This is a genomic window from Nocardioidaceae bacterium SCSIO 66511, assembly GCA_023100825.1.
GTDB lineage: Bacteria > Actinomycetota > Actinomycetes > Propionibacteriales > Nocardioidaceae > Solicola.
Window position 1 is genome coordinate 1,722,109 of the sequence record CP095846.1, and the last position, 15,036, is coordinate 1,737,144.

At 67.9% G+C, this 15,036-nt stretch carries 16 protein-coding genes; 13 read left to right on the top strand and 3 right to left on the bottom strand.

From position 1 onward, the window contains the following. Positions 1-51: 51 nt before the first annotated feature. Positions 52-702, bottom strand: a complete 651-nt coding sequence (locus tag MU582_08075) for a response regulator transcription factor (GenBank protein UPK76578.1) — start codon at positions 700-702, stop codon at positions 52-54. Continuing rightward, a complete protein-coding gene (locus MU582_08080; GenBank protein ID UPK76579.1) occupies positions 699-1,868 on the bottom strand; it encodes a histidine kinase in 1,170 nt (389 codons plus the stop codon). The genes MU582_08075 and MU582_08080 overlap by 4 nt, the downstream gene beginning before the upstream one ends. Before the next feature lie 130 nt (positions 1,869-1,998). On the opposite strand from MU582_08080, the gene MU582_08085 reads away from it, so the two are divergent. Together MU582_08085 and MU582_08090 are read left to right on the top strand one after the other, a co-directional pair. Beyond that, positions 1,999-2,898: an ATP-binding cassette domain-containing protein gene (locus tag MU582_08085; protein ID UPK76580.1), complete on the top strand. Its 900-nt coding sequence runs from the start codon at positions 1,999-2,001 to the stop codon at positions 2,896-2,898. Beyond that, positions 2,895-3,683 carry an ABC transporter permease gene (locus tag MU582_08090; GenBank protein UPK76581.1) on the top strand — a complete coding sequence of 263 codons (789 nt, stop codon included), beginning with the start codon at positions 2,895-2,897 and terminating at the stop codon, positions 3,681-3,683. The genes MU582_08085 and MU582_08090 overlap by 4 nt, the downstream gene beginning before the upstream one ends. 72 nt (positions 3,684-3,755) lie before the next feature. Here MU582_08090 and MU582_08095 read toward each other — a convergent pair whose 3' ends face one another. After that, the gene (locus MU582_08095) at positions 3,756-5,618 is read right to left on the bottom strand and encodes a histidine kinase (protein UPK76582.1); all 1,863 of its coding nucleotides are present in this window, start codon (positions 5,616-5,618) and stop codon (positions 3,756-3,758) included. A gap of 38 nt (positions 5,619-5,656) precedes the next feature. Between MU582_08095 and MU582_08100 the strand changes: the two genes are divergently transcribed. From MU582_08100 to galE, 11 genes are all read left to right on the top strand, one after another. Then, positions 5,657-6,289 carry a TetR/AcrR family transcriptional regulator gene (locus MU582_08100; protein ID UPK76583.1) on the top strand — a complete coding sequence of 211 codons (633 nt, stop codon included), beginning with the start codon at positions 5,657-5,659 and terminating at the stop codon, positions 6,287-6,289. Continuing rightward, complete coding sequence (locus MU582_08105; GenBank protein UPK76584.1) at positions 6,286-6,891, top strand: response regulator transcription factor; 606 nt, start codon at positions 6,286-6,288, stop codon at positions 6,889-6,891. The genes MU582_08100 and MU582_08105 overlap by 4 nt, the downstream gene beginning before the upstream one ends. 75 nt (positions 6,892-6,966) lie before the next feature. Then, positions 6,967-7,155: a hypothetical protein gene (locus MU582_08110; protein ID UPK76585.1), complete on the top strand. Its 189-nt coding sequence runs from the start codon at positions 6,967-6,969 to the stop codon at positions 7,153-7,155. Beyond that, complete coding sequence (locus tag MU582_08115) at positions 7,149-8,528, top strand: MFS transporter (GenBank protein UPK76586.1); 1,380 nt, start codon at positions 7,149-7,151, stop codon at positions 8,526-8,528. The genes MU582_08110 and MU582_08115 overlap by 7 nt, the downstream gene beginning before the upstream one ends. Beyond that, complete coding sequence (locus tag MU582_08120) at positions 8,525-9,109, top strand: hypothetical protein (protein ID UPK76587.1); 585 nt, start codon at positions 8,525-8,527, stop codon at positions 9,107-9,109. Before MU582_08115 ends, MU582_08120 begins: the two co-directional genes overlap by 4 nt. Next, positions 9,102-9,722 carry an NAD(P)H:quinone oxidoreductase gene (gene wrbA, locus MU582_08125; protein ID UPK76588.1) on the top strand — a complete coding sequence of 207 codons (621 nt, stop codon included), beginning with the start codon at positions 9,102-9,104 and terminating at the stop codon, positions 9,720-9,722. Before MU582_08120 ends, wrbA begins: the two co-directional genes overlap by 8 nt. Before the next feature lie 33 nt (positions 9,723-9,755). After that, entirely contained in the window at positions 9,756-10,985 is a 1,230-nt protein-coding gene (gene dxr, locus MU582_08130; protein ID UPK76589.1) for a 1-deoxy-D-xylulose-5-phosphate reductoisomerase, read from the top strand. Continuing rightward, complete coding sequence (locus MU582_08135) at positions 10,982-12,274, top strand: RIP metalloprotease (protein UPK76590.1); 1,293 nt, start codon at positions 10,982-10,984, stop codon at positions 12,272-12,274. Before dxr ends, MU582_08135 begins: the two co-directional genes overlap by 4 nt. Positions 12,275-12,292: 18 nt before the next feature. Continuing rightward, a complete protein-coding gene (ispG, locus tag MU582_08140; GenBank protein UPK76591.1) occupies positions 12,293-13,444 on the top strand; it encodes a flavodoxin-dependent (E)-4-hydroxy-3-methylbut-2-enyl-diphosphate synthase in 1,152 nt (383 codons plus the stop codon). Positions 13,445-13,463: 19 nt separating this feature from the next. Continuing rightward, positions 13,464-13,937 carry a GNAT family N-acetyltransferase gene (locus tag MU582_08145; protein ID UPK76592.1) on the top strand — a complete coding sequence of 158 codons (474 nt, stop codon included), beginning with the start codon at positions 13,464-13,466 and terminating at the stop codon, positions 13,935-13,937. Between the two features lie 18 nt (positions 13,938-13,955). Beyond that, positions 13,956-14,969, top strand: a complete 1,014-nt coding sequence (gene galE / locus MU582_08150; GenBank protein UPK76593.1) for a UDP-glucose 4-epimerase GalE — start codon at positions 13,956-13,958, stop codon at positions 14,967-14,969. Positions 14,970-15,036 lie beyond the last annotated feature (67 nt).

The window sequence follows — 15,036 nt, forward strand, 5'->3', positions numbered from 1 at the left end:
ACCTGCCTCCAGTCAGCTGTCTGCATCGACCGAGCCACGATATGCCACGCCTCAGACGAGCCCGGCGTCGTGCACGAGGATGGCGATCTGGACGCGGTTCGTCGCGTCGAGCTTGGTGAACAGCCGCGAGATGTGCGCTTTCACCGTCGCGACGCTCATGTGCAGGCTGGAGGCGATCTCGGCATTGCTCAGGCCCTTGCCGACCGCAACGGCGACCTCGAGCTCGCGTTCGCTGAGTGCCGAGTCGAGGTCGACGCGGGCAGAGGTCTGCTCGTCCGGGCCCTCGTCGGCGATCCGGCGCATCAGCCGGGCCGTGACCTTCGGCGAGAGCATCGGCTCGCCTTCGTACACCTTGCGTACGGCGTCGACGATCGCGGGCGGCGGCGTGTCCTTGAGCAGGAAGCCGCTCGCGCCGGCACGCAAGGCGCGAGAGACGTCGTCGTCGGCGTCGAACGTCGTGAGCACGATGACCTTCGGCGGCGAGGGCTGTTGATCGATCAGTGCCGTCGCCTCCAGGCCGTCCATCCGAGGCATCCGGATGTCCATCAGTACGACGTCGGGCCGGTGCTCGGCGATCAGCGCCAGTGCCTCGCGCCCGTCACCGGCCTCGGCGACTACCTCGATCTCCTTCGCGCCGCCGAGGATCATCACCAGACCTGCGCGTACGAGAGCGTCGTCGTCGACGATGAGCACCTTGATCATGAGGGATACGGTAGCCACGCCCGCAGTTCGAACTCGCCGCGCCCGTTGATCCGGTGTCGCAGAGAGCCCCCGGTGAGCTCGGCGCGTTCTGTGAGCCCGACGAGCCCCAACCCGGCACCCGGGGGAGTCCTGCTGTGGCCGACGCGCAGCGGATTGCTCACGTCGACGTTGATCCCGGTGTCGTCGCGGCTGACGGACACCGTGACCCTTGCATCGGGGGCATGCTTGCGAGCGTTCGTCAGGCCCTCCTGCACGATGCGATAGACCGTACGTCCGGTGGCATCCGGCACTGCGTCGCTCGTGGCGATGCCGTTCTCGAAGTCGATGTGCATCCCCGACTCGACGGCCTCCGACACGAGGTCCGGCACATCGCACAACGTCGGCTGTGGACGGTTCGTCGTGACCGCGCCGTTTTCGCCGCGAAGGACGCCGAGGACGCTGCGCAGCTCGGTCAGTGCGTCGTGTGCGTTCGTCTGAATGATCTCGGCACTCCGCGCCACCTCGTCGCGCCCGAGGTCGGTGCGGTATGCCAGGGCACCCGCGTGCATGGTGACCAGCGAGATCCGGTGCGCGAGCACGTCGTGCATCTCGCGCGCGATCCGAGCGCGTTCGTTCGTACGCGCCTGGGTCACCCGTAGGTCCTGCTCCTGCTCGGCGCGGGTCGCCCGCTCCCGCAGCGTCCACAGGAGTTCTCGACGCGAGCCGATGTACATGCCGATGGCGACGAGAGCGACCGTGATGATGATGTTCGTCGTGAACGAGACCCAGACCGGTTCGTTGCCTCCGGCCTGCGCGGGCGCGACTCCGAGGAACGCCGCGCTGCCGACCAGCCCGGCGAGGCTGACGAGGATGATCTGCAGCCAACGACGCAGCGTCGCGACCGAGACCATCACGAGCGACGCCGGCCCGGCGATCGACATCGACACCGCCATGGCGAGGTTGAGCGCCAACGCGATCGTGAAGGGCCACCTGCGGCGGAACTGCATGGCGACGAGGCCGGCGACGCCGACGCTGAGGTCGACCCAGAACAGCGGGCGGTTGTCCTCCCACTCGGGCACGGCGTAAACCGACCACGCCATGGCGCTGACCAACACCACAGTGGCGATCCGCCACAGGTGGGACCACCAGCGAAGGCGCGGCTGGTACGCGGGCCGGTCCGATCTCACCGCACCAGCGTATGGCTGATCGTCGGGTGCGACCACGACCGCGGGGTCAGGGACACTCATACTTTGGTCTATTCGGAATCATCCGCCGGACCGATGTGGCGACCCGACCCGGTCCAGCAGGATATTCGTCATGATCACGGTTGAAGGTCTATCGAAGAGCTACGGAGAGTTCCGGGCCGTCGATGACGTGTCCTTCGTTTGCAAACCCGGGTCGGTCACGGGGTTCCTCGGTCCGAACGGCGCCGGCAAGTCGACGACGATGCGCATCATGGTCGGACTCACACCACCTACCAAGGGCAGTGCGACGATCGGCGGTGTCGACTACCACGCCGTGCCCAACCCGGGCACCAAGGTCGGCGTACTGCTCGACGCGTCGGCGCAGCACGCCGGTCGTACGGGCCGCGAGATCCTCACGCTCGGCGCGATGACGATGGGGCTGCCCAAGAGCCGGGTCGACCAGATGCTCGAGCTCGTCAGCCTGTCCGACAAGGAGTCGCGCCGCCGGCTCCGCAACTACTCGCTGGGCATGCGTCAGCGGCTCGGTATCGCACACGCGCTGATGGGTGACCCCGAGGTGTTGATCCTCGACGAGCCCGCGAACGGCCTCGATCCGGCCGGTATCCACTGGATGCGCGGACTTCTGCGCGACTACGCGAACCGCGGCGGCACGGTGCTGCTGTCCTCACACCTCCTGCACGAGGTCGAGGTGATCGCCGATGAGCTGATCCTGATCGGCAACGGTCGCATCGTCGCTCAGGGTACGAAGGCCGAGCTGCTGCAGACCGCGGGCACGTTCGTTCGCGCGATCGAGCCGGACGCGCTCGCCGCGGCACTGAGCCAGGCGGGTATCCACGCGACCCCGTCGGGTGACGCCGGTATGCGCACCGATGCGGAGCCTGCCGAGGTCGGCAAGGTGGCCGCCAGCGCCGGAGTCGCCCTTCAGGAGCTACGTCCCGCTGACGGCGCCGGACTCGAGGAGATGTTCCTCCAGCTCACCGCCGACAGCCAACGAGAAGGAGCAGAGGCATGAGCGCCGCAACGGTCGAAAACGCCGCGCCCAGTATGAAGGCGGGCTCGCGGATCCCGCTGACCCGGCTGATCGCGGTCGAGCTGCGCAAGTCGTACGACACGCTCGCCGGTCGTTGGCTGCTGATCGCCATCGGGGCGATCACCGCGACTGCGATCGTGATCTTCTTCCTCACCGCCGACTCGGCGGATCGTACGTACGGCAACTTCGCCGGCGTGACCGCGTCGCCACAGGCGATCCTGTTGCCGGTGCTCGGCGTCCTGCTGGTCACCAGCGAGTGGTCGCAGCGCACGGCACTGGTCACGTTCACCCTCGCGCCTAACCGTGGGCGGGTACTGACGGCGAAGATTGCCGCCGCCGTACTCCTCGGCGTCGGTGCGGTCCTGGTGGCGAACCTGTTCGCCGCGGTGTTCACGGTCATCGGTGGAGCCGATGACGCCTGGGGCAGCGGCTCGGAGCTCTTCGAGATCGCGTTCGCGAAGTTCGGGATCTTCCAGTTGATCCAGATCATGTGGGGCGTCGGGTTCGGCCTGCTGCTGCTCAACTCCGCCGCTGCGATCGTCGCGTTCTTCGCGGTGCCGATGGTGATCTCGATCGTCAGCGAGCTCTGGAGCGCGATGGAAGACATCGGCCCATGGGTCGATCTCTCCACCTCGTCGGGAGCGCTGTTCAACGAGGACGGCATGTCATCCGCCGAATGGCAGCACCTGCTGGTCGGGGTGCTGATCTGGGTGGGCATCCCGCTCGTCCTCGGCACCATTCGGCTACTGCGCAGCGAGGTGAAGTAGCCGCAATAACTCGGGGGGATACAAAGGTCCGGGCCGGTCGGGGGACAGCCCGGGCCTTTGCATGTCCTCGTGCTACGCGGGCAACTCTGCCGTGAGAGTGAAGGTCTCGCCGTCGAGGTGGGTGGTGAGTCGACCACCCGCCTCGACGGCGCGCTCGCGCAAGTTTCGGAGGCCGTTGCCGGCCGGCGTTGTGATCGGACCGGCGCCGTCGTTGCTGATGTGAAGGTACGTGGAGCCTCGCTCGTGGCGTACGCCGATGCTGCACAGGCGGGCGGTCGAGTGCCGAACGATGTTCGTGACTGCCTCTCGTACGACCACGGCGAGCACGTGGTCGGCGTGGAATGTCACGGGTTGGGCTTCGACGCCGTCGGCGACGACGCGTACGTCGGCCGCCTCGAGCAGGGTGCGTGCGGCCGCGACCTCGTCGGCGAGGGTGAGCCGGGCGTCTGACTCGATGTCGCGGAGATCGACGAGCGCCGCCTCGGCATGGCTGCGGATGTCGATGACGAGCCCACGGGCACGCTCCGGGTCGGTCGTGACGGTGCGTTCTGCGAGTTCTGCGTTCATCGTGATGGCCGACAGGTGGAAGCCCAGGAGGTCGTGTACGTCGCGCGCGAACCGAAGCCGCTCGGTGGTGCTGATGACATGGGCGAGCTCGTCTGAGGTCTCGTGCAGCCGGCGGCTCAGAATGGGCAAGCGGTCGACCGCATAGAACGTGAGCGGCCCCACTGTCATCCCGAGCACTGTCTGGATGTAGAGGAAGATCTCGGCTCGAATGCTCGGCTGCTGGCCGAAGATGAGCATCTGTGACATCGGTACAACCACCGTGACGGCGAGCCCCAGTGTGATGAACGACCACGGGGTGGGCAGTCGGACGACCATTGCCGAGAGCAGGAGAGTCAGCGCTATCGACATCCCCAGCAAGGTCGGGAACAGCATCGCGACCGGTACGACGAGAACCCACTGGAGGGTGAACGTCCACCACCACCAGCGCGGCGCCGTACCGTCTGGCCGGGTCACGCCGTGGTGGAGGTACAACGTGCAGGCAAGTGGGGTGATGACCGCGTGGACGACCAGCGCGGTCGTGGTGAGCCCACCCGGGATCAGGCCGACGTCTGAGACCGCATTGAGGCAGTAGCAAGTCAGTATTGCGAGCAGTATCGCTCGAGCGAAGCCGAACGGCACTTCGACCCGGTCGCTCTCGGCGAGATTCGGGTAGGTGCGCACCACCGGTGGCGCAGTCGTACGCGCCGCACTGCGTAGCGCCTTACGTGCGGACGTTGCGATCGTCGTGAGGTCGGCCCATCGGTCGCGCACGACCACGGTGTCGGCTCGCGCGATGATCGCCGACAGGCGCACGCCGACGTCGGCTCGCAGGCCGTGGCGCGCGCGGGCAACCTCCTCCTGAGCGCGAGCGGTGGCCAGCTCCGCGCGACGCTGCGCCGTCTCGTCGGCGAGTCGGGCGAGCCGGGTCACTGCCAGCAGGGCGAGCCCGAGGGTGCCGTTCGTGGAGAGATCCGCGAGACCGATCGCGAACGAGTCGTTGAGCATGCCGTGCACGGTCGCGTCGGCGACCGCGAACGCGGCGTACGACAGCCAGGACCACGGTGAGTCGAAGACGAGTAGCACCGCGCCGCACAGCATGCCCGCGAGTTCGACCCAGCCGGCGCCGAGGACGAGGTTCGGCGCGAAGGTGAGCACGACCAGTGCCGCGATGATTGACCGCGGATTGCCTCGCCGCACCACGATCAAGCCGGTGAGAGCGAAGATCGCGAGCGTCGTGCTCAGACCGACCGTCACCGTCACCGGCGTCAGCCGACCGAGGGACTCGAGCTTGTACAGGAGATCGCTGGCGCGCAGCGGCAGCATCATGACGAGCCAGCCGAGCGGGAGCAACGGAAGCCATCGTAGGTGGCCTCTGGCGTCGACGAGCATCAAAGAACTATACGAGTTGTATAGTAACCTGACTAGCGATGACCCGAGACCGCATCCTCGAACCCCGCAACGACCGAAGTCGTCGGACGCGCCGGGCATTGTTGGCGGCGGCGCGGGAGCTGCTCGAGGAGCGCGGATTCGACGCGCTGACGCTCGCCGACGTTGCGACGCACGCGGGAGTGAGCCGGATGACGGCGTACCTGCACTTCGCGAACCGAGGTGAGCTGGTGGTCGCGCTGTTCGACTTCAACGCGACGCTCGAAGGCCTGTCGGAGTCGATGGCGACGGTCTGGGCGTCGCCCGACGCCGTTGCGGCGCTGGACGAGTGGGGCGCGCATCTGGCTCGCTACCATCCTCGGCTGATGGCGGTCGACCGCGCGATCGAGAGCGCGCGTCGGGTGGACGACGATGTCGCAGCATTGCGCGAACGAGTTGTCGCCGCGAAGCTCGCCAGCTGTCGCCGGCTCGCCCGCTGGCTTGCAGACGAGGGGCGGTTGCGAGCCGAGTGGTCTCGCCGGTCGGCCACCGACATGTTGTTCGCGCTGATCTCGTCGGACCTGATCGAGGCGCTCACGGTCGATCGTCGCTGGTCGACGGAACGGCTCGCCGAGCACCTCGGGTTGATGTTCCGGTCGACGTTCGTCGCCGACGTAGGGGGCGCACACGAATGATTCGGGTGCTGATTGCCGAGGACATGCGCATCCTGCGCGACGCCCTCGGTGCGATCCTGGCCGCTGAGGACGATATCGACGTCGTCGGGGCGGTCGACACCGGCGATGCGATCGTCTCGACCGCCCGCCGCGTACGGCCCGACGTTGCTGTGATCGACATCGGGTTGCCCGGCATCGATGGCATCGACGCGGCAGTCGAGCTCAGCGTTGCTGTGCCAGCCTGTCGAACCTTGATCCTGACTGGCGTCGCTCGACCCGCGAACCTCCGCCGCAGCGTCGATGCGCGCCTCGACGGGTTCATGCTCAAGGATGCGCCGGCCGTTGAGCTTGTCGCTGCGATCCGCACGATCGCATCCGGCGGCAAGGTGGTCGATCCGCAGCTCGCGTACGTGGCTATGGACGCCCCTCGTACGCCCCTGACCGAGCGGGAGACCGCCGTGCTGCAACGCACTGCTTCCGGCGCCGCGCCGCGCGAGATCGCGCGCGAGTTGCATCTGTCGTACGGCACCGTAAGAAACTACCTCGCATCCGCGGTCACCAAGCTCGGTGCGCGCAACCGGGTCGATGCGGTGCGGATCGCGTCTGAGGCCGACTGGCTGTGAGGGCCGTGCATTCTGCACGTCCGTAGATGCACCAGGCACTGGTTGCGCCGGTCTGTAGCCGGAAGTCTGTTCGGCATGGCGAACAAAGAGACGACGAAGCCCACGAGCAAGAGGCGGCGGCCCCGGCAGGTCCGCTCCGCGGGTGACTACCTGGCACTCGGCGGCCTGACGGGCGTTCCGTCGCTGCATGGACCTGAGTCGTGCATCGTCGTGCTCCCCACGCCGGACGGACGAGCGAGCCTGAATGCGGCGTACGCATGCTGATCGAACGCAGAAGCCCAGAGGGGGACCGATGGTGGCTGGTCGCCGCCGCCGGCGTCGCGTTGTTCATCGGCCAGCTCGACTCCACGATCGTCAACGTCGCGCTACCGACGCTCGAAGACGAGTTCGCGACCTCGACGGAGGTCACCCAGTGGGTCGTTCTCGGCTGCGCGCTGCCGCTGATCGGCTTCGCGCTACCCGCGGGCCGCTGGGTCGATACCGTCGGCCTGCGGGCGGCATTGACCTTCGCCGTAACGGGGTTCGCGATCGCGAGCGCACTCGTAGGACTTGCCCCGGACATGGCATTTCTGATCGTCGCCCGGGTCGCGCAGGGAACGTTCGGCGCGATCATGTTCACCCTCGTGCCCGTGCTTGCCACCGTCGCCGTCTCCCCACGGGCCAAGGGGCGAGCGATGGCGGTCGTGATGACGTTGGGTCCACTCGGTGCGGTGTCGGGTCCGGCACTCGGCGGCATCGTGATTGACACCATCGGGTGGCGCTGGGTCTTCTTCGCCAACCTTCCGGTCGCGGTGGTCGTCGTCGCGATCGGGTACGCCCAGCTCGATGCCGGCGCTCGACTGCGCTGGCCGGACCGCGCCACGGTGGCCCAGGTAGCGCTGCTCGTCGGTGCCGCGGCCAGTGTGCTGGTGGCGCTTACGTTCGGCGTACGCCAACCTGCCTGGCTGCTGCTCGCAGGCCTCGCGGTTCCGCTCGTCATCATCTGGCTGCGGCTCGACGCGAGTCGCCCGGTCGTCGAGTTGCTCGCGACGCCGGGTCTGCGCGGCATTCACATGTCGCTGCTGCTGGAGATGAGCGCCGTCGCCGCGATGTCGTTCCTCATTCCGTTCCATCTCGTCCGCGATGTCGGCTCCTCGGCGGCCGAAGCCGGATTGGTCATGCTCGCTATGCCGGCGGTGATGATCCTCGCGGGAGGGCCCGCCGGGGCGGCGGTCGACCGCGGTGACGCCCGCCGCGTTGCCCATCGGGGTGCGTGGGTGGTCACGACGGCAAGCGCGATGATCGTCGGCGGTGCGGCGTTCGGCGGGTCGCTCGCGATCGCGGGGGCGCTTGCGCTCCTCGGGCTCGGAGCGGCGTACTTCGCCGGACCGAGCCAGGCGGCCGCGATGGGGGCTTCCGACGCGGGGCGGCTGGGCACGACGGCCGCGACGACGAGTCTCGCCCGTCAGCTCGGGGCCGCTGCTGGGCCGGCGATCGCGACGACCGTGTGGACTGTCGCGGGCGGCGATGAGACCGGCTTGTTGACGGCGCTGGCCGTCACGGTGCCCATCTGCCTGCTCAGCGCGGGCGCTCTTGGCGCGCGCCGTCCGCTGTTCGAGCCCGCGGAAGGCGTCGTCGGCCGGAGGGCGGCCCGATGACCCTGTTTCGTACCAACCCGGCGCCGTCGACGCGGCTCGACCTGGCCGCACGCATCGACCCCGACCTCGCGGCGCGCCGGGTTGTCGCCGACCACGACCGCTTGCTGCGTACTGTCGAGGGCCGAACGGACTTCGAGCTGTCAGCCAGGGACTACGCCGGCAGTGCACGTCCCAACGCGCTCTGGGACTCCTTGCACGATCTGCTGGCGCTGATGATCGCTGGCGACGAGGTCGCGCTCGGCATGCTGCACGAGGCGGATCGCGGTCGCACGCACTGGGCGCTCGACGACGAGTGCGAGACGCGAGACGTACGCAGGCGGCTCGACTCGTCGGGCGTCGCCGCGGGGCGCGTACTACCGGCGTGGCTATTGCTGCACCGGCTGGTGTCGGTACGCGACGCACTGGACCACGAGCTGCGCTCGGTCGACCCACGCCTGTGGCGCGGGGCGCTCGGCGCGGCCGTCGAGGACGCGCTCACCGCCGACGGAGCATCGCCCTTCCGAAGGGCCGGCCATCACCTTTGCCCACCGCTTACCCGGGTCACTTGGACCATCACAACGAAAGGAAGAACCGATGAGTGAGAACGTCAGACTGGCGGTCGTCTACTACAGCGCGACCGGCAACGTGCACCGGCTCGCGACCTGCGTCGCTGAGGGTGCCGAGAAGGCCGGCGCGGACGTACGCCTGCGCAAGGTCGCGGAGCTCGCACCCGCGCACGCCGTCGCTGCGAATCCGGACTGGTCTTGGCACGTCGAAAGCACCCGAGACGTCGAGGAGGCCGACGTCGACGACCTGACCTGGGCTGACGCCGTGATGTTCGGTACGCCGACGCGTTACGGGGCGATGGCCAGTCAGCTCAAGCAGTTCATCGACGTGACGGGGCCCGTCTGGCAGCAGGGCCTGCTTGCCGACAAGGTGTACGGCGCGTTCGGATCCGCGGGGACAGCGCACGGCGGTCACGAGAGCACGCTGCTTTCGCTGCACAACGTCTTCTACCACTGGGGCGGCATCATCGTGCCTCCCGGATACACCGACCCGATCCAGTTCGAGCTCGGCACCCCGTATGGCATATCGCACGTCAGCGGGGGTGGGGCGCCCGATGAAACCGTGATCGAAGGTGCGCGCTACCAAGCGCGGCGGGTGACCGAGACTGCCGCCAGGCTCAAAGCAGGGAGCCGCGTGCTCGCCGCGTGACGCGGACATGAGCCGTGCTGAGACACTTGGGATATGCAGACACGGCGTGACGTGATCGTCCTCGGTTCGACCGGTTCCGTCGGTACCCAAGCGCTCGAGATCGTCGCGGCGAACCCCGAGCGGTTCCGGGTCGTCGGCCTCGCGGCAGGGGGCGGCAACCCGGAGCTGCTGGCGCAACAGGTCGTTGCGGCCGGCGTACCCGCGGTCGCGGTCGCGCGTACGTCGGCCGTGCAGGATCTCCAACTCGCGTTGTACGCCGAGGCGCAGCGGCGCGGCTGGTCATCGGGCGAGTACGCGCTGCCGCGCATCCTGGCCGGGCCCGATGCCGCCGCCGACCTGGCACGGGAGACCTGCGACGTCGTTCTCAACGCGATCACCGGGTCGGTCGGCCTGATGCCGACGATCGCGGCTCTGGAGTCCGGTACGACCCTCGCGCTGGCGAACAAGGAGTCGCTGATCATCGGCGGACCCATCGTCACCGACCTCGCCAAGCCCGGCCAGATCGTGCCAGTCGACTCCGAGCACAGCGCGATCGCGCAGTGTCTACGCGGCGGGCGCCAGGACGAAGTGCGCCGGCTGGTGCTCACCGCGAGCGGAGGGCCGTTCCGCGGGCGTACGCGCGCCGAGCTCGGTGATGTCACGGTCGGGCAGGCGATGGAACATCCGAACTTCGCGATGGGCCCCGTCATCACCATCAACTCCGCGACCTTGGTCAACAAGGGCCTCGAAGTGATCGAGGCGCAGCTTCTCTTCGACGTCCCGATCGAGCGGGTCGACGTCGTCGTACACCCGCAGCAGGCGATCCATTCGATGGTCGAGTTCGTCGACGGTTCGACGATGGCGCAGGCATCCCCGCCGTCGATGGCGATTCCGATTGCGCTGGGGATGGGCTGGCCGGATCGTGTCGTCGACGCGGGCGAGGCGTGCGACTGGACGCGGCCGAGCTCCTGGGACTTCTTCCCGCTCGATGACGAGGCGTTCCCCGCCGTGCGCCTCGCACGTACGGCCGCGGCACACGGGCGCACGGCTCCGGCGGTCTACAACGCCGCGAACGAGGTGTGCGTCGACGCCTTCGTGGCCGGCGAGATCGGTTTTCCCGCCATCGTCGACACCGTGGACTCGGTGCTGCGCGAGCACCTTGGGGGTGACCGCGTACCCTCGGAAGGGGCCCAGTTGAGCGTCGAGGACGTGCTGTCTGCCGACGGATGGGCCCGCGAGACCACGACCGCCATACTGACCGGAAGCCGAGGAGAACGCCCGTGATTTATGCCCTCGGGGTGATCGTCTTCGTCGTCGGCGTGATGGTGTCGATCGCCTTGCACGAGGTCGGCCACATGCTGCCCGCGAAGAAGTTCGGGGTGAAGGTCACGCAGTACTTCGTCGGCTTCGGCAAGACAGTGTGGTCGGTGCGCCGCGGCGAGACCGAGTACGGCATCAAGGCGATCCCGCTGGGTGGCTTCGTCAAGCTCGTGGGCATGCTCCCGCCGCATGAGGGCGACGACCCGACGAAGGTGCGCAAGACCAACACCGGCATGTTCACCCAGCTGATCTCGGACGCGCGTACGAGCGAGTACGAGCACGTCGGCCAGGGCGAGGAAGACAGGCTCTTCTACCGCAAACCGTGGTGGCAGAAGCTGATCGTGATGGCCGGCGGTCCGATGGTCAACGTGGCGATCGCGCTGGTGCTCTTCGCTATCGCTTTCATGTTCATCGGTGCACAGAAGCCGACGACAATCGTCAACGCGGTCTCCGAGTGCGCCATCCCCGCCGATCGTACGGAGCAGACGTGCCAGCCCGGCGACCCCAAGACGCCCGCCAACAAGGCGGGGCTTCTCCCCGGCGACGAGATCGTGTCGTTCGGTGGTACGAAGGTCACCGACTGGGATCAGCTGACCGAGCTGATTCGCGACAACGGCGGCGACAAGACGACCGTAGTCGTCGAGCGCGACGGCAAGGAGCTCCCGCCGAAGCAGGTCGAGACGATCGTCGAGGTGCGACCGTCGCTCAGCGAGCCGGAGCAGTACGAGAAGGTCGGCTTCCTCGGCGTCTCGCCGACGACGGAGTACGAGCGGCAGGGTCCAGGCTTCGTGCTCTCCACGATGGGCGACTACACCAAGGCCACCGGCGAGGCGATCCTGCACCTGCCGCAGAAGATGGTCGAGGTGGCCGACGCGGCGTTCGGCGGTGAGCGCAAGGACGACAGCCCGATGAGCGTCGTGGGCGCCGGCCGAGTCGCAGGCGAGATGGTCACCATCGACGACACGACCTGGACCGACCGCGCGTTCCGGCTCATCACGCTGATCGCCGCGGTGAACCTCTTCATCGCGTTGTTCAACTTCATCCCGCTGCTGCCGCTCGACGGCGGTCACATCGCGGGTGCGCTGTACGAGGCGGTGCGCCGCGGCTTCGCGAAGATCGCCCGTAAACCCGACCCGGGCTACGTCGACGTTGCCAAGATGCTGCCGGTCGCGTACGTCGTCGGGGCGCTGCTACTGGTGATGGGCGTACTGCTCATCTATGCCGATATCGTCAACCCGGTCACACTGACGTAGCCGCTGAGGAGCATCGAAATGTCGACAGTCGACCTGGGTCTGCCCAGCTCGCCGCCACCGACGCTCGCGGAGCGTCGCAAGTCCCGCAAGATCAAGGTGGGCAAGGTCGAGGTCGGAGGCGACGCCCCGGTCTCGGTGCAGTCGATGACGACAACCGTGACCGCCGACGTCAACTCGACGCTCCAGCAGATCGCCGAGCTGACCGCGGCCGGCTGCGACATCGTCCGGGTCGCCTGCCCGAGCCAGGACGACGCCGAGGCGCTGCCGGCGATCGCCACGAAGTCGCAGATCCCGGTGATCGCCGACATCCACTTCCAGCCCAAGTACGTCTACGCCGCGATCGACGCCGGTTGCGCTGCCGTACGCGTCAACCCCGGCAACATCCGCAAGTTCGACGACCAGGTGAAGCAGATCGCCGCCGCCGCCAAGGACGCCGGCGTTTCGCTGCGCATCGGCGTCAATGCGGGGTCGCTCGACAAGCGACTGCTGGAGAAGTACGGCAAGGCCACTCCCGAGGCGCTCGTCGAGTCGGCCGTCTGGGAGGCGTCGCTGTTCGAGGAACACGACTTCCACGACTTCAAGATCTCGGTCAAGCACAACGACCCCGTCGTGATGGTGCAGGCGTACGAGATGCTCGCCGAGCGCGGCGACTGGCCGCTGCACCTCGGCGTGACCGAGGCGGGGCCGGCGTTCCAGGGCACCATCAAGTCGGCAGTGGCGTTCGGTGCACTGCTCTCGAAGGGCATCGGCGACACCATCCGAGTCTCGCTCTCGGCGCCGCCGGTCGAGGAGATCAAGGTCGGCACCCAGATCCTGCAGTCGCTGAATCTGCGGCCGCGCAAGCTGGAGATCGTCTCGTGCCCGTCCTGCGGACGCGCGCAGGTCGACGTCTACAAGCTCGCCGACGAGGTGACGGCCGGGCTCGAAGGCATGGAGGTGCCGTTGCGGGTCGCCGTCATGGGGTGCGTCGTCAACGGCCCCGGCGAGGCGCGCGAGGCCGATCTCGGCGTCGCGTCCGGCAACGGTAAGGGGCAGATCTTCGTCAAGGGTGAGGTGATCAAGACGGTCCCCGAGGCCAAGATCGTCGAGACCCTGATCGACGAGGCGATGCGCATTGCCGAGGAGATGGAGCCGGTCGAGGGCGGCTCGCCGGCTGTCACGGTCAGCTGACGGTCGTAGAGGCCCTGCGATGACCGCGTACGCCATCCGCCAGGCGACGCCCGCCGACGCACCGGCTCTGCACGACCTCGGCGAGGCGGTGACGATTCCGACGTACACGCCGATCGCGGGCGCCGAGTACGCGCGGTTCGTGCGCGACACCTGGTGGCGAGCCGACTACATCGCCGAGTCGATGGATCGTACCGCGCATTTCGTCGCTGAACGTGACGACGAGATCATCGGTACGGCCGTGGTCGGCGCCCTCGACGGCGACCCGGTGCTGTGGAAGCTGTACGTGCTGCCGGCAGAGCACGGCACCGGCGTCGGGTCGGCGCTGCTGGACACCGTCCTCGCGTGGGTAGACGGCGCAGAACGCCTGCTGTTGTCGTACATCGACGGCAACGAGCACGCGGCGGCGTTCTACCGGGCGAAGGGCTTCACGTACCTGAGCACCTCCGAGGACGCCGGCGGCATCGCGAACCACTGGATGGCCCGGCGGCTCTAATCGGTAGGCTCGGGCACCATGCGTGTCTTGGTCTCCGGAGGAGCCGGCTACATCGGCTCACACACCGTCTTGTCCCTCATCGATGCGGGCCACGATGTGATCGTGGTCGACGACTTCTCCAACAGCAAGCCGACCGTCATCGCGCGGCTCGAGGCGCTGTCCGGCCGGCACATTCCGGTCCACGCGTTCGATCTGACCGACGTCGACAAGACGGAGCACCTCTTCGCCACCGAGGAGATCGACGCGGTCATCCACTTCGCCGGGCTCAAGGCCGTCGGCGAGAGCGTGGAGAAGCCGCTCGACTACTACAGCAACAACCTCGGCTCCACGTTCTCCCTCGTACGCGCGATGCAGCGGCATCACGTACGCCTGCTGGTGTTCTCCTCGTCGGCGACGGTGTACGGCACCGACCAGGCGGGTGCCACCGAAGACCGCCCGACGTTCGCGACCAACCCGTACGGGTGGACGAAGGTCATGCAGGAGCAGATCCTTCGCGATATCGCCCAGGCCGACTCGGCGCTGCGGTTCGCGCTGCTGCGCTACTTCAACCCCGTCGGCGCGCATCCGTCGGGCACGATCGGCGAGGATCCGCAGGGCATCCCCAACAACCTGATGCCGTTCATCGCGCAGGTCGCAGTCGGTAAGCGCGACAAGCTGAGTGTCTTCGGCGACGACTACGACACGCCCGACGGCACCGGGCAGCGCGACTACATCCACGTCGAGGATCTCGCCGCCGGCCACGTCGCGGCCCTGGAGGAGTTGGCGCGTACCGACAGGCCGGTCAACACCTGGAACCTCGGTTCCGGGCGCCCGACCAGCGTGCTCGAACTGCTGCACTCGTTCGAGAAGGCCGTCGGCCACGAGCTGCCGTACGAGGTGGTCGAGCGACGCGCCGGCGATGTGGCCACGTCGTACGCCGATCCCTCGAAGGCGAACGCCGAGCTGGGCTGGTCCACCACGAAGACCGTTGACGATATGTGCGCCGACGTCTGGCGCTGGCAGTCGCAGAACCCCAACGGATACCCGTCCTGACCGGAGGCTCCGCTCGCGACCGGCGGGTTCGTACTCGCCGATAGCCGCTCGCGTGCGTACGTACCGG